A 14,476-nucleotide genomic window follows, 5' to 3' on the forward strand; every position below is an offset into this window, starting at 1 on the left:
TAGGCCAGCATAAATTGGGACTAAATATGAACAATACTATTTCTCCGAATCATAACGGTGAACCCGATAGCCAAATTCGATTTGCAACCGCAATGTGTCCGTTGGGCTGGCTGCTAGTGGCGGTTAAACCAACCGGCGTTTGCGCAATAGCCTTGGGCGATGCTCCGGACAATTTAACAAAAGCCTTCCAGGATAAATATCCTGAAGCGGAGTTTACAGACGGCTCCCCCGAATTCGAACGCATTTTCGCCGCATTGCGAAAATTTATGAACGTACCGGAGCAAGGACTGGAGCTGACATTGGATACAGGCGGAACGCCGTTCCAACAGCGCGTTTGGCAGGCATTACGGGAAATCCCTGTCGGTGCCACCGCTAGTTACAGCGAGATTGCCCGGCGCATAGGTTCGCCGAATTCGGCGCGTGCGGTGGCAAGCGCTTGCGCCGCCAATCCTTTGGCCATAGCCATACCATGCCACCGGGTATTAAGGATTGACGGAAAATTATCGGGTTATCGCTGGGGTTTGGAACGCAAAGCTGCGTTATTACGCCGGGAGTTGCTTTACAAAAAGCAACTAATCGAAATCGGATGATAAAACCATAATCCGCAAATTGGCAGCCCGCGCCGATGAAAACCCATTTATTCAAGGCCCGCTAAATGGCTTGGCAACGTTCCGCAATCATTCTGCCGATGGGAAGTGCTGAAGTCGCGGCCGGCGAAGGTGCATTGCAGACGTGCAGCATGCGCTCGGTCTGCTTAAACAGAAAATCGTGGACGGCCTGGCCTTCATTGGTAACAACCTGAGCACGGATACCCGCCCGGAACGGCAATAAATCTTCAGCGCTTAACGACGGGCAATATTTGCGGCATTTCCGAAGGTAAGCCCGTTTGCTCAACGACGTCACCAACTCTTGCAGCGCGTGGTGGCGGTAGCGATAAATCAATTTCCAGAACCCAGGAAATCCTAAAAAATCTGCGCAATCTCGCCGGGAAAACGATAACTTGGGATAGCCTTCGCGGGCGAAACCAATCACCGCGTTTGGCCCCACAGTCACACTCCCGTCTATCATACGGGTCAAGTGAATACCCAGGAACGGCAGCGCCGGGTCGGGCGCCGGATAAATGAGGTGGTTGACGACCGCGTTTTTGGCTTGCGGCAATTGAAAATATTCGCCGCGAAAGGGCACGATACGAAAATCAACATCCAGACCAGCCAAGCGGGCCAACCGGTCGGCTTGCAAACCGCCGCAGACGATCAATTGGCCTGCGCGAAAGAGCTCTCCGCCGCCCCCGACCTCAACGTAATGAGTACTCTCCTCAATACGATCCACCTGCAAACCGTAACGCACCACCGCACCGCCTTGCACCACTTGTTCGGCCATTTTACGGCATACCAAGCCGTAATCGACAATCGCCGTTTCCCGGCTATATAAGGCAGCAATCCCACGAATATTTGGCTCACTGCGTGCAAGCTCAGCTCCATCGAGGCGTTCCAATTGCAAACCGTTAGCAACCGCGCGGTCGTACAGTGTATTGATCCGTTCGTGCTCCACGCTGTCAGTCGCTACGATCAGCTTGCCGCATTCGTCGTAGGGAATCCCATGCGCGCGGCAAAAATCCTTGGTCGCCACCAACCCCTCCCTACACAGACGCGCCTTCAGGCTCCCCGGCTCATAATAAATACCTGCATGTATGACGCCGCTGTTGTGACCGGTCTGATGTCGACCGGGCATCTCCTCTTTTTCCAACAACACAATGCGAGCGTCTGGATGGCGTTCCTGCAGCGTCAGTGCAGTTGCGAAACCGACGATACCCCCGCCGATAATGCAAAAATCAGAAAACGTCGTCATGTTGCCCCTTCAAATAATGCTGATCGAGAACTGAGCAAGCCTCGGCAAGCGAATATATAGCCACAGTCGGTCGGGCGTCGTTGGCATCCTCTCCCAGCAACAGCGTCACGCCAACTCCCGCCGCTTTTGCGGCAACGATATCGGAATGTTTGTCGCCCAAAAGCAGGGAACGGGACAGATCCAAACCAAGTTCGTCGCGAGCCCGCAACATCATCCCCGGATTGGGTTTGCGTTCGAAAGACTCACGTTTGTAGTCGCCAACACCGTGCTCGGGATGAAACGGACAAAAATACACCGCTGCCAACGGCGCACCTTCCGCCGCGAAGCGCTCACTCATCCAGGCCGTAAGCGCGTGAAATTGCGCTTCCGTATAAAAGCCCCGTCCGATGCCGGCCTGATTGGTCACCACCACCAACACCAAGCCCAAGCGGGTTGCCAGACGGCATAGGTCGAAAATGCCGTCAACAAATTCAAAATCTTCGATACGGTGGACGTAATTCTTTTCGACGTTGATAACACCGTCGCGATCCAGGAACAATGCAGGTTTTGTGTAAGTTTTCGTCATAGAACGGCTAACCCGTCAAACAAACGGTTTCAGCAAACCGTGAGCGGCCAGCTGCCTGCCCAAAAACCATATCCATAACGATAAGCGCCAGCGCAACGGCAAACCTTTATCCAAAAAAATAAAACGTGTGATATAGCTTGCGACACCTAGCATTCCATGAGGCACTGAACTCGGAACACAATCATCCAAAGCGGCCGGCACCGTTTCCTTCTGACTCACTTCAGATAATGCCCTGGCACCATTTGCCCGCATGGTGATTAGCGACAAGAAATCGCCATCATCTGCAAACCTTCCTCGCTGCCGGTAGGTATCATCCATGGGCGCCTTTCCTGCCCGATAATGCATATGCTCGAATATAAGCTCAGGTAAATAGCGAATACGTTTAAGGCCCAGTTTCTCCAAACGCTTAAAAATGTCCATAAGGTGATAATCGATGAAGGCACCTTTATAAATCATTGGAAAAGGCTCTCTTAAAATCTCGCAAGTTTTTCGGGAAAGGATAGGGAATGTGCAAAGATTTCCTTTCTTAAATAAATCGTTTCCATAGGCCAGATAGATACGATCCGGAATACTGTCATGTAATTGGCGTATTATGCTGTCCCAACCACGAGTGCGAATAATCATATCGTCGTTGGCAAGAACGATAATATCTCCACGCGCCATTTCATAACAGGCGGTATTGTATGCGCCCATGGTTGCCCGAGGTCCTATAATACGTTTAATGGTTAATCCTGGGCATTCCATCGAGTGGCTAGCAAAATCATCCTCGTCCAGGTAAACAATAACTTCCACATATTCCGGATACTCGCTATTCTCGAGAACGCTTTGTAAAAAGTCGTTGGCGCGTTGCAAGCGGCCGCGGCTAGGTAATAGGAGGGAAATCAGCGCATTTTTCATAACGCCTCGATACCATCTAAACTTCCAAGAAATCCAGCCGATCTTGAATAAACCATTAAACAAAATTTAAAGTTGACGATCAGATATTCCTCGCTCTCGAATTAGAGATTTGATATTCCGTTTTTCCATAAACTAAGGTAGTTTTAGCACGCAACAATATTGGCACCAAAAAAATTTGCCCTTCGGCAACATATACTGAATCATAACAGCCTTAGTTAGACAACACGAGTTGGAATTTCGAATTGTAACTGGATCCTGTACACGACCAGACTTGAAGACAGATCGCACTTTTTATAGCCAATACTCAATAAAAACAACCAGATCGATCCCCCAACGTCAAATATGACAAATCAAAAACCGAGAGATTGTAAAAAATTCTACCTGCCTTTGCGAAGCCGTTGATGGAGCGCAACCTGTTGGATTGCAATCGGTTTCGACAGTTTCGATACTCTTATTGCGAAGGCTTTTTCGAGGCACCCTCGGGATTGTGGCTACGGACTGAATTAGGCCGCAAGAAAAGCGAGGTTATCCTTGACAACATATACCTCCCGTAGACGCCTACAATCGTCAAGAGTAGAACAATCGTTAAAAGATAATTGATCCAAATCGTCGCGGCGGTCCATCGGGAGCCTCCGGTAAAGCGGAATGTCACCTCATGGTACCCGGGAGTCAATTCTAAGGCCTTAAAGGCAATATTGGCCGGAAGAATTGGCGCGGGATGACCATCGATCTGGGCTTGCCAGCCTGGATGCAGGCTGTCCAAATAAATCAGGAATCTGTTTGAACCAGCAGGTACCTCAATATTAGCTATCAGTTGGTTGGCACTGAAACGGCGAATTGTAATTACGTCCGCAGAAATGGCCGATGATGAAGTTGGCATCGCGTCGTACCAACCTGGATGACTAGTCTGGACGACTGGCGTTTCGTACAGAGTCGCCGCAATATTGATGATATGTCTCACTTGGGCGTCGTTATCTGTGAGAACCGGCGTACGAGCTAAATAGAGTTTTGGCGTTTCACAGCCAATTGCAGCCATTAGCGCAGTATCGTTAACGACGCTTCCAAGTGTGAAATATTCCTGCGGAGATTGCCCGTCCGTTACGGCAAGACGTGTCCGAATAAGCGAATCAAATGGCGTACTTATCATATCCACGCGGTGAACCGGAAAACACAGATCGAGCGACAAGCTTCCGTATCCCAAGCTGTTGCGAGCCCCCCATACCTCCATCGGGGATAACTGGTGAATGATGTCCTGCTCGATTTCTCTTCGGCGCATCGAGCTATAAAGCAAGGGACGCACATCGTAGGCGTGACGGAGAGACTGCCAGTGCCTGAACCAATTTGGCGTCATGGCCGGGGCGCGCCACTCCAGCATGAACTTATAACTCATCATTTCCAGCAAAACGCAAACCAGAAGACCGGGACCCAGTATGTCGCGCGTAACGAGCTTAGTCCCAAGCCCAAATGCCAACAGGACAAATAATACAACGATAGCCCACTGCCAATAATGAAAGGCGAAAGGTATATCCAGGCTGGAATCGCTCGCGTAGGCATACTGCCATCCATGCTCAGCATCGACCATGACAAAAACCGCACCCAATGCAATAGTGAGCGAGGTAAGGAACAATGTGTTACGGCCACGTGCGGACCTATTTTCCAGATAATGATCAATACCAAAACCCGAAGCAACGATAAGCAGAATCTTCGCGACCGGCGTGACAAATCCGATGTGGCGAAATTTATCCATCGTGGGGAAAAACCTATAGGCAATTTCCGCCACCCCCCCAGAAGCCCCCAGAGAAAATAGCAGCACCAACCCCACTAAAAGCACGAACACCCCAAAGGCCTTTGTCCTTGCGTGTATCAGGGCAAACGTCACGAACAGTATGCTGAAGAGACCGCTGTAGGCAACAAAAGCAAAACGAACCGGTGCCGCATAGATGAACTCCATAAATTTCACGGGTGATACATATCCCCCATAAGTCAAGAAGATATCCAGCCCGACAGACCCGTTGGCCTGCCGCAGGGAAGTGAAGCTTTGCATGCCGTCAATTACATGCCGGGCAAATTGAACGTTCATAAAAGCGATGACCAGCGCTACGCAGACGATTACCTGCCCTCCTGGATTCGGAATCGCGAAGCGTAGAAGTGACGGCATTTGAGGCCGGAATAGAAGCAGCCAGATACAGACGAATGCGCCCAGCGTGGCCGCAATGAATATCTGCGTATAAAAAAGCCCGCCTAGAGTCATCACAATCAGCGCGAAAGCTAAATGTTCCAAGCCTTCACCACGTAGATACCGGGCGGTGTGATACAACAACAATGGATACAGATAAATCAGGTGGAAGTTCCAATGAATCTGCGTCCCCCAAGAAACCGACAACACACCAGTGATGCCAATGATGATAGGGCTGATGCGGTGCCTATGGAAAAGTGAGGACAGCTGGTAGAGGCCATAGATCAGCAAAGTTTCTTCGAGATAAAGTCCGAACCGAAACAGTAATAGCGTGTCAGTGACGGAAAAGAGTTTTCCCAAAAAAACGGCAGCATAAAAGGCCGGCGTGAACGTGAATGCATAGGCAAAATCCGCCGTGACACCCTGACTGGTAAATGGTAACCAAAGTGGAAACTCATCCGAGAGTAAAAATTCGCGATAGACCGTACCAAACATCTGGAAGTTAATCATCGTGTCGTGGGCCAATGGCAGATTGGCTGCTGCAAGAGTCCAGAATAGACAGGCATGCAGACTCAGAATGATGACTAGGTCAGAAGGAAAGTAGTTGCCTGTAACATGTTTAGAAGCAGTTGCAGTCATGCCTTACTACCGTTTCCACCTGACCATTGAAAAAATAGCTGTAGCAATAATTTCATTTGCGCGTTCGGTCGTATGGGCGAAATCCAGAAACACCTCGCCTTGTTTATTATCAAGAACACTTCTCAAATCTACCGATATAATTCCATCGGCATTCAATGCGTCACTCTGGGTAGCAAACTTGTCAATGCTGTGCGTATATACAAACTCCATTCCTGGAGGGGTCAACAAGAAGTTATCAATAAGAAATTGCTCGTGTTTAGTGCGAGATTTAAGAGAAAAGATGGACGGTTGAAGAAAATGATAAAAATCAGCGCCCGACGCTTTGCTGTATTGATGCGCTAAGCGAATATTATTGGCAAAATTCTCGCTCGCCTTAATCGCCCTTGCGTTTACCTCTTCGGCATTGCGCGTATGTAGAGGGGGCGACTGCTGTTTGATATATTTGAGAAGTTCGGCAAAGTGTATTAATTTTAATTTCTCTAAAACCGGCAATATTCGTGATTCAAGGACACCGGGTTTTTCTGAATTCCGTAGAGTGTTTATATTGAGACCATATTCATAATCGTTGTATACTTTATATATAATATCGCAGCCACCATCGAAAAATATTACAATATCACCTTCTTTTAGCGTTGTTTCGTGTAAGAAAAAAAGTTGCTGCTCGGAGTTCATGGATGAGACACCGTAATTCACGACTTTATATCGAGTCGTAATTTCGTTGATCTTGCTCTGCACTATGCTCGGGATAGTGTATTCGTCCGGTACTTCCTGAGAATATATTGTGGACGCGCCATAAATGTATACAGTATTTTTCGCGTCTTCCGGGACAAACGCGGTCCGGCGATGCCCGTCAATCACATTGATATACTTACCTTCAAAATTTACTAATCTACGGACTTTATCATCAAATTTTCCTTTTTCTCCGTTAGAGGATTCATGCATGAATTCCGCGCTAAAGTAAGGCGAATCAGAATATGCCGGTGGTTTTTTTGCCCTGAAAACCCACCGGGAATCATATGCCGGTAGTTTTTTTATGATGAGCTGACTACATATTTCTATTAAATAACTCGTAACTATAAGAGTCACAAGGACAATGATCAAATTGGATATTCTGTCGAATTTCACCGCCATCAACACGTCCTCTTGTAAGGTTTGTTATTGTTCTTTAAAGGGCTTGACTCCAATCATACCTATAAGCAACATCCTCAAACCTATCGGTTGATTCGGAGTTTCCAGTCTCTGTGCTTAATACCCGTTTTGGGTCGTAGGCGGCTTATGGGTAAGCCTTGTTTCGTGCAATTCGTCAGAAATCGAAATAGATAAAAGCCGCTGTATTTCCTTGACTTATTGTGATCGCCACAAGCCAACAGAAAGCCAGCGCAATCCATATAAATTCAGGCTGAGCGTAATGAACCACAATTTTGATCCGCCTGATGTCGTCAAACCGGTGTAGCGCGAAGAACACTAAGATCAACAACAACGGAAAAACATTATTGTTGGCGAACGAATCAATCCCGCCCCAACCACCGATAAAGGGGGCCGCCCAGATGTCTAGCGCTTTTGCAATAGTCGGGCTACGAAAGAAGACCGCTGCAAAAGCGAAAAAATGAAATGTCAGCAACACCCCAATCCAATCGGGCATTTTGCCGGATGGCAATCTGCGTAAGGCGGGCCGCAACAAATAATTAACCGATATACCGATGCCGTGCAGCAAGCCCCAAATCAAAAAGGTCCAATTCGCACCATGCCATAAACCGCTTAATAGCATGGTGATCAATATATTACGGACGGCCTTGAACCGTCCGCGCCGGTAGCCGCCGAGCGGCTGGAAAAGATAGTCACGAAACCAAAATGACAGCGTAATGTGCCACCGGCCCCATAAGTCGCTGAGTGAACGCGCGGCGTAAGGCCGACGGAAGTTATTAGGTAGACGGATTCCGATGGCGAGCGCAAGTCCAATCGCCATGTCGGTATATCCGCTGAAGTCGCAATAAATTTGAACCGAGAAACCGTAAATTGCCAACAGCGCGTCCAGAACCCCAAGCGTCCCGTTTTGATTATAAACATCATTAACCGCAAAACCGACCTGATCGGCAAACACCAGCTTTTTGACCAAGCCAAGCGAAAAAATCGCCAGCGGCACGGTAAACCGGCGTAGTGTCGCCATGCGCTGCCGTTCGAGTTGCGGCAGCAATTCAGAAGGGCGCAGAATCGGCCCGGCGATTAGATGCGGAAAGAATAAGACATAGGCGAGCACTGCCGATGCGGATGACCTTGCCGGAAACTTGCCTTTGTAGATATCGACGACATAGGCCGTGAGGGTAAACGTGACGAAAGACAAACCAAGCGGCAGCGGCAGATTGAGCAAATTGTCTTGCATACCAATGAACGGTCCGATCAGTTCCCTAAAGAAAAAATCCGTGTACTTGTAGAAAACCAGCGGCAAAAATAAACCGATGACGCACGCAACCGCCCGGCGTTTGCGTGCGACTGGATTGACCGCGCCATTCATCCAAATGACGCCGAGGTAGGCGATTGCCGTCAATAAGTAAGGCAGCCATATGTATTCGATTCGCCACCATCCATAAAAAATCGTACTGCCAAGAATGATCAGGTAAATTCTAAATTGCTTGGGAATGATGAAGTGGAGCAGGAAGTAAACGGAAAAAAATACAAAAAATATCGGCGAACTAAATAGCATTCCTTGTCCTGTTTAATTATTGACAGAGGCGTGACCTGATTGGGAAAGCATGGGCAGGATCGCCTCGGCCATTAATCGGTGGCCAAGTGCGTTAGGGTGCGGATCGGTAGGCATCGCCCAGATGTCTTTCGGAGGCACACCTTTCATTGTGGGCAGTTGGTCGCAATAAATGTAGCCGTACTCGGCGGCTACCTGTTTCATAATGTCATGGACAAACCCGAATTTGTAGTCAACTAAGTTGTATGTGATGGGCGTCATGGCCAGATATATCCGAATATTATTCGCTTTGGCATACTCCGAAAGTTGTCTGAGCTTTTCTTTCATTTTGAGCATGCCGGGCGCTTCTGGCTGATAGACGTCGCGATAGTACTGCACCATTGATTGTTCTCCGTTCTTATCGAAGAACCGGTGATAGACGCCCCATAAGATCACCGCCAGTTGACTGTGACGTAACAACAAATTATCTCCGCCAGCAGGCAGGTCTTCAGCGTCGCGCAGACAATAATGCACGACGATATCGGTCGGATGCAGGCCGGTAAGCTCATCAAAAAAACGGGAAACGTAGCGCTCTGTGTTGTAGTTGCCGACGCCGGCGTTAAGCACCTGTACGGGCTGTTTGTCGATAGCGCTTAACGCCGTCTCAAGTCTGGCTTCAAGCGTATCCTGTTCAGAAACCCCCCAGCCAAATGTGATGGAGGCACCGAGAAAGAGGATTCTTCGTCCGCCAGGCGGCAAAGCAGAAAGCGGGGCACCGCGCAACCCATGCTCGTTGAGGCGAATTTCGACATTCTGCAATATCGCCGATTTTGACCTGACATGATCGAAGTCAAGCATAGGCTCAGGGCGGCGGGTTTTGAGCTCCTTGCCGTAGCGCCACATTTCGATATCGTAGTTGGTCATTGAACTGTTTTTTATGCGCAGGAGGCCTTCTGCGAGACCGAGAGCGATTGCCGACGACAGGCAGAGCAAAATTATCGATAGGAATTTTTTATTAGTTTGTGGCATGGCAACCTTAGCGAAAGTTTGATCTATGAAATTCGAATCACTTGACTTTGGAGTGCCGTCGTTATTTTTGGCGGCTGGCCAACTGGTGTGTATTGGGAAAATCTATTTCTCAAACAAGACAGGGAGGAGAGACTTGTTTTCATTGGCAGTTTTTAATTCAAAAATCAGTTGCTATTCAAGTAATGCGTTGGTTTTCTAATAATCAAGCCGTGGTTAATCCGGCTCAAGAGTGGTGCTGTAATTTGTTTTCAGACGGTTATCCTGTTTTTCTTTGTAGAGAATGTAGTTCTCAATGACCAGTAATTCGATCTCGGAGCCCATGAAACAACGAAACGCATCCTCCGGGCTGCAAACGATGGGTTCCCCTCGAATGTTGAAGCTGGTGTTAATGAGTACAGGGCATCCAATGCGGGCTTTGAATGCGGAGAGGAGTTCATGAAACCTCGGATTGGTTTCGCGATCCACGGATTGGATTCTTGCGGAATAGTCTACATGGGTCACTGCGGGTATTTCGGAGCGCGGTATATTAAGTTTATCGATCCCGAACAGCGCCGACTCCTGTTCCGTTACTTCCGTTTGCTTGTCTTTGGCTACATTGGCGACGAAAAGCATATATGGGCTGTCGCAATCGAGTTCAAACCACTCAGCCATATCCTCACGCAATATTGCCGGCGCAAAAGGACGAAAGCTTTCGCGATACTTTACTTTTAGGTTTAATGTTTTCTGCATCGCCGGATTACGCGGATCGCCAAGGATGGAGCGAGCCCCCAGCGCTCGAGGGCCAAATTCCATGCGCCCCTGAAACCATCCAACGGCTTTTCCCGCTACCAAAGCATCTACGGTGGCCGTAATCAAATCGGCGTCGCTTAGCCTTTCGAAGCGCGCGCCGGCGCTGGAGAGCTGTTGTTCAATCTCCCCATTATTGTAACTCGGCCCAAGATAAGTGCCGGACATTGCATCTTTTCCATTTATCCGGCGCGGTTTGTCGCAATGCGTGTAATAAGCAGCCAAAGCGGCGCCAACCGCACCTCCGGCATCACCCGCGGCCGGTTGAATCCAAATGTTTTCGAATTTACCATCACGCAAGATTCTGCCGTTAGCCACACAATTCAGTGCAACGCCGCCGGCAAGGCAAAGATTTTTACGGCCGGTTTCATTGAATAGGGCTCGCGTCAAGCGAAGCACTATTTCTTCCGTAACCCTTTGAATAGATGCGGCAATATCCATGTGCTTCTGGGTCAAAGGCTGCTCGGGCTTTCGCGGCGGATCACCAAAAAGCGCGTCGAACTTTTTGTTAGTCATCTTGAGGCCAGTGCAATAATCAAAATATTGCATATCCAGCCGAAAACTCCCATCGGCTTTTAGATCAAGGAACTTACTCAGGATAACGTCGACATATTTTGCTTCGCCGTAGGGCGCCAGTCCCATTACCTTGTATTCGCCAGAGTTGACTTTAAAGCCAAGATAATAGGTAAATGCCGAATATAAAAGACCAATTGAATGAGGGAAATGAATTTCCTTCACTGCCTCCAAACGGTTGCCGCATCCGATTGCTACTGAAGTCGTTGTCCATTCGCCGACGCCATCCATTGTTAATACAACGGCTTCCTCGTATGGTGAGGCAAAAAAAGCGGAGGCCGCGTGACTTTGGTGATGTTCGGCGAATAGCAAACGACTTTCTATATTCGAATCCGCACCCAGCTTTTTCAACTCATCCCGCAGTAATAGCTTTTGAAACAGCTTTTCTTTCAGCCAAATCGGCATTGCCGTTAAAAATGATTGAAAACCACGTGGAGCAAAAGCAATATAGGTTTCAAGAAGTCGTTCGAATTTTAAAAAAGGCTTGTCGTAAAATACAACATACTCAATTTGATCCAGATTTTTACCGGCCGCGTTCAGGCAATATTCAATCGCATTTTTAGGAAAAGCTGCATCATGTTTTTTGCGGGTAAACCGCTCTTCTTGCGCCGCGGCGATTATCTGACCGTCTACAATCACACAGGCCGCGCTATCGTGATAAAACGCCGAGATACCTAATATGTTCACGCTTTCTTGGGCAAACTTCAAAATATGGCGTAGATAAATGGCGCGATCGCGGAGCCTTGGCTTAAAACGACCAGACCGCCGACCAAGGCTAGTACGAATATGATCGGTAATAGCCAATATTTCTTTCGCATGGAGAGGAAGACCCAAAGTTCTCGTAAGATATTCAGCATTACTAATTCCACATTAGAATTGATTGTTCATATTTTGTTGTTTAACCACAATAAGCGGTCGATTTTGCCAATATGTTGGCGCTTTGCGATCAAATCTCAGCTTGAGTAAATCTCTTTTGAGGAGGCGCATTAATAGACCAACAGGCAGAATAGTCAATAAGAAAACGGCTCCCATTATGACGGGATTAATTAAATAAGATAAAACGAGACCCAGACGGTACCAAAGATTATTAAGAGGACGTAGTGGCGCCATCCAAAAATAAGCCAGGAACAGAAAAATGGCGGCAAGGGATAGCCCCGTCAGCCACCAATAATCATAAAAGTCACGGACTCGATATAGCCTTACAAAGGCTATCATTAAAAATACAGCAGAAAAAGTTATTCCAAATCCGCGTTCAGTTGGTTTTTCTGCATTCTCTTCTTGGCGCGAGTTTTCAAGCACGTAACCTGATCGTTTATAAGTGGATTTTCTCATAGATTTTAACTACTAGCGGCACTGACCGATACGGCGTTTAAACGCTGGTAAAAGTGGCCGATAAACTGGCGAACAACGCTATCCCATTGCTCGAGGCCTCACCCAAATGCCACGAATCGATACTGATCAACACCCCAATCCCGCGGCATGACGACAACCGAAGCGATGATCGTCAAACTTTTTCCTTTTTATTATTTGATTTCCCTGACAGGCAATATAAAAAAGTAGGCCAGAAACAAGAAAATTGAATACGACACTCAAATCATGAGATGCAAAACCGGATGAATTTTACTCGTTAGCCTGTTGCATTAGGGAACCTCTGATTAATTCGTTAACATGAATTTCCGTACCAATTAAATCTAATGGCTTGCACATTGATTTTTCTTGAAAAACTGAATTAATCAGAGGCTCCTTAGAATAATACAACCTGTTTCTTTACGGTATGTTTTGTTATCTATTCAGACTAGGATGATAAAACAATGCATCTCGCAATATGGATTTTAATAAAACAAGAGCGCTCTTATATTTTCCTAGCACCCCAGGATGGGCTCGACTTCCTTGCACGCCTATTCTAGGGGGCTCAGAAGAAGAAATTTCCGTTATCTTCAAACCGTACCTAGCACCACGGGTTAACAACATTATTTCCGAAAAATCACTCTTGAATTTATCTATTTCCAATGTGTATAGATGAGACTTTTTGAATGCTTTGTACATCACGAGCCCATCTGTGTATTTTGTTGAGAAAAGTATATTAATAAGACTGGTAAAAAACTTATTAGCAATTCCCGATATGAAATCATCATCTTCGGAAATTGCATCACCTTTGTATCTCGATGCTACAACTATATCATAACCGGCGTTTATCTTTTCAATTAGCCTTGGAATATCTTCTGGAATCGAGTTACCGTCCGGCGAAAACGGAATAATGACATCACCTCTAGCCAATTCAAACGCTTCCCAAAAAGCCGCTTTAACTCCTTTTGATTTTTGGTGTACCACATTATATCCTTTAGAAACAAGGTATTCTTTTGAGCCATCATCAGAACTACCATCAAGAATCAATATCTCGTCACACCAACTTTTGTCTATCCGCGGCATTATAACTTTCAATGCATCTATTTCATTTTTTACAGGAATAAAAAGCGTTGTTATAAATTTTAATTTCGAATTATCCATTTTATTTTTCAAATAAACAGCCGCATTATAAATGCAGCTTGCTGCTCTGTTCTTTTCTTAGCCTTTAATAAAAATCCAGCAAGAACACGCCGTCAAATTATTTTTAAATCTATAACTCAATATAATATCGACTTACATCATAAAAGCCCAGCAATAACTAACCGGTATATTAATAGCCACTCTAGGAAACCTCTGATTAATGCAGTTTATCAAGAAAAATCGATGCGTAAGCCATTGATTAATATACAGTGAATTCAATGTTACGAATTAAACACCCCCCCCTGAAAAAGCCAAAATTTTTCAGGGGGGACCGTCCTCACACGAACGATAAAAATTGCTCTGATGAAAATGCGCCCCATAGCCGAAACAGCGACTGCCCAAAATGACGCCAAAAAATCCTCAACCGCCTGAGGATCAAACGGATGTTGTGGCCTGCACCGCACAGGATGGCACGCAACGCATCGCCCATTTCGCCTTTCAGGTAGTTGCGCCCCAATAGTCCGTCGTTCTGTAGGTGGCCGATGATCGGTTCGATGGCGTTGCGGCGTTTCAGGACACGTTTGAGTCGTCGGGTATCCACGCCGCGTTTTTGCCGGGCTTTGTAAATCGTGACCCCGGGTACCTCGACGCCCGGATAAGCCAAGCCCACACACGCTTCTTTGGCGCTGGCAGGCATAGCATCAAATAGCGGCAAGAAATCGCTAGCAAGCAAGGCAAAACCGCTACGCGGAGCGCCTAAAACTAGCGGCTTAAATGATTTCATACTCAATTCATTACC

General features: G+C 47.2%; 13 protein-coding genes. 1 reads left to right on the forward strand and 12 read right to left on the reverse strand.

All coding sequences use genetic code 11. The features are described from left to right. The first annotated feature begins 26 nt into the window (after positions 1 to 26). A complete protein-coding gene (locus ACH5Y9_RS18045) occupies positions 27 to 590 on the forward strand; it encodes a methylated-DNA--[protein]-cysteine S-methyltransferase (RefSeq protein ID WP_445367061.1) in 564 nt (187 codons plus the stop codon). 61 nt (positions 591 to 651) lie between these two features. Here the strand turns inward: ACH5Y9_RS18045 and lhgO are convergent, their stop codons facing one another. From lhgO to ACH5Y9_RS18105, 12 genes are all read right to left on the reverse strand, one after another. Further along, positions 652 to 1,848 (reverse strand): L-2-hydroxyglutarate oxidase, encoded by a 1,197-nt coding sequence (lhgO, locus tag ACH5Y9_RS18050; protein ID WP_445367062.1) that lies wholly within the window; start codon positions 1,846 to 1,848, stop codon positions 652 to 654. Continuing rightward, on the reverse strand, positions 1,832 to 2,413 hold the full coding sequence (locus tag ACH5Y9_RS18055; RefSeq protein ID WP_445367063.1) for a D-glycero-alpha-D-manno-heptose-1,7-bisphosphate 7-phosphatase: 582 nt from the start codon (positions 2,411 to 2,413) through the stop codon (positions 1,832 to 1,834). Before ACH5Y9_RS18055 ends, lhgO begins: the two co-directional genes overlap by 17 nt. Positions 2,414 to 2,428: 15 nt before the next feature. Next, positions 2,429 to 3,310, reverse strand: a complete 882-nt coding sequence (locus ACH5Y9_RS18060; RefSeq protein ID WP_205453130.1) for a glycosyltransferase family 2 protein — start codon at positions 3,308 to 3,310, stop codon at positions 2,429 to 2,431. 451 nt (positions 3,311 to 3,761) lie between these two features. Further along, positions 3,762 to 6,125, reverse strand: coding sequence for a hypothetical protein (locus ACH5Y9_RS18065; protein ID WP_445367064.1), 2,364 nt, complete (start codon positions 6,123 to 6,125; stop codon positions 3,762 to 3,764). Between the two features lie 6 nt (positions 6,126 to 6,131). Beyond that, on the reverse strand, positions 6,132 to 7,256 hold the full coding sequence (locus ACH5Y9_RS18070) for a hypothetical protein (RefSeq protein ID WP_445367065.1): 1,125 nt from the start codon (positions 7,254 to 7,256) through the stop codon (positions 6,132 to 6,134). 172 nt (positions 7,257 to 7,428) lie between these two features. Then, entirely contained in the window at positions 7,429 to 8,826 is a 1,398-nt protein-coding gene (locus ACH5Y9_RS18075) for an MBOAT family O-acyltransferase (RefSeq protein WP_445367066.1), read from the reverse strand. 12 nt (positions 8,827 to 8,838) lie between these two features. After that, complete coding sequence (locus tag ACH5Y9_RS18080) at positions 8,839 to 9,726, reverse strand: SGNH/GDSL hydrolase family protein (protein ID WP_445367067.1); 888 nt, start codon at positions 9,724 to 9,726, stop codon at positions 8,839 to 8,841. Positions 9,727 to 10,044: 318 nt separating this feature from the next. Next, a complete protein-coding gene (locus ACH5Y9_RS18085; protein WP_445369903.1) occupies positions 10,045 to 11,877 on the reverse strand; it encodes a carbamoyltransferase family protein in 1,833 nt (610 codons plus the stop codon). 17 nt (positions 11,878 to 11,894) lie between these two features. Continuing rightward, on the reverse strand, positions 11,895 to 12,047 hold the full coding sequence (locus ACH5Y9_RS18090; protein ID WP_225893004.1) for a DUF5989 family protein: 153 nt from the start codon (positions 12,045 to 12,047) through the stop codon (positions 11,895 to 11,897). 13 nt (positions 12,048 to 12,060) lie between these two features. Beyond that, positions 12,061 to 12,522 carry a hypothetical protein gene (locus tag ACH5Y9_RS18095; protein WP_445367068.1) on the reverse strand — a complete coding sequence of 154 codons (462 nt, stop codon included), beginning with the start codon at positions 12,520 to 12,522 and terminating at the stop codon, positions 12,061 to 12,063. Positions 12,523 to 12,972: 450 nt separating this feature from the next. After that, positions 12,973 to 13,698 (reverse strand): glycosyltransferase family 2 protein, encoded by a 726-nt coding sequence (locus tag ACH5Y9_RS18100; RefSeq protein WP_445367069.1) that lies wholly within the window; start codon positions 13,696 to 13,698, stop codon positions 12,973 to 12,975. A gap of 316 nt (positions 13,699 to 14,014) precedes the next feature. Then, positions 14,015 to 14,461 carry a hypothetical protein gene (locus tag ACH5Y9_RS18105; protein ID WP_445367070.1) on the reverse strand — a complete coding sequence of 149 codons (447 nt, stop codon included), beginning with the start codon at positions 14,459 to 14,461 and terminating at the stop codon, positions 14,015 to 14,017. Positions 14,462 to 14,476 lie beyond the last annotated feature (15 nt).

Source organism: Methylomonas sp. BW4-1 (genome assembly GCF_052474385.1).

Excerpts from the sequence above, each read along its gene's own strand:
- ACH5Y9_RS18045 (WP_445367061.1), top strand. The coding sequence starts at position 27 with ATGAACAATACTATTTCTCCGAATCATAACGGTGAACCCGATAGCCAA.
- lhgO (WP_445367062.1), bottom strand. The coding sequence starts at position 1,848 with ATGACGACGTTTTCTGATTTTTGCATTATCGGCGGGGGTATCGTCGGT.
- ACH5Y9_RS18055 (WP_445367063.1), bottom strand. The coding sequence starts at position 2,413 with ATGACGAAAACTTACACAAAACCTGCATTGTTCCTGGATCGCGACGGT.
- ACH5Y9_RS18060 (WP_205453130.1), bottom strand. The coding sequence starts at position 3,310 with ATGAAAAATGCGCTGATTTCCCTCCTATTACCTAGCCGCGGCCGCTTG.
- ACH5Y9_RS18065 (WP_445367064.1), bottom strand. The coding sequence starts at position 6,125 with ATGACTGCAACTGCTTCTAAACATGTTACAGGCAACTACTTTCCTTCT.
- ACH5Y9_RS18070 (WP_445367065.1), bottom strand. The coding sequence starts at position 7,256 with ATGGCGGTGAAATTCGACAGAATATCCAATTTGATCATTGTCCTTGTG.
- ACH5Y9_RS18075 (WP_445367066.1), bottom strand. The coding sequence starts at position 8,826 with ATGCTATTTAGTTCGCCGATATTTTTTGTATTTTTTTCCGTTTACTTC.
- ACH5Y9_RS18080 (WP_445367067.1), bottom strand. The coding sequence starts at position 9,726 with ATGACCAACTACGATATCGAAATGTGGCGCTACGGCAAGGAGCTCAAA.
- ACH5Y9_RS18090 (WP_225893004.1), bottom strand. The coding sequence starts at position 12,047 with ATGCTGAATATCTTACGAGAACTTTGGGTCTTCCTCTCCATGCGAAAG.
- ACH5Y9_RS18095 (WP_445367068.1), bottom strand. The coding sequence starts at position 12,522 with ATGAGAAAATCCACTTATAAACGATCAGGTTACGTGCTTGAAAACTCG.
- ACH5Y9_RS18100 (WP_445367069.1), bottom strand. The coding sequence starts at position 13,698 with ATGGATAATTCGAAATTAAAATTTATAACAACGCTTTTTATTCCTGTA.
- ACH5Y9_RS18105 (WP_445367070.1), bottom strand. The coding sequence starts at position 14,461 with ATGAAATCATTTAAGCCGCTAGTTTTAGGCGCTCCGCGTAGCGGTTTT.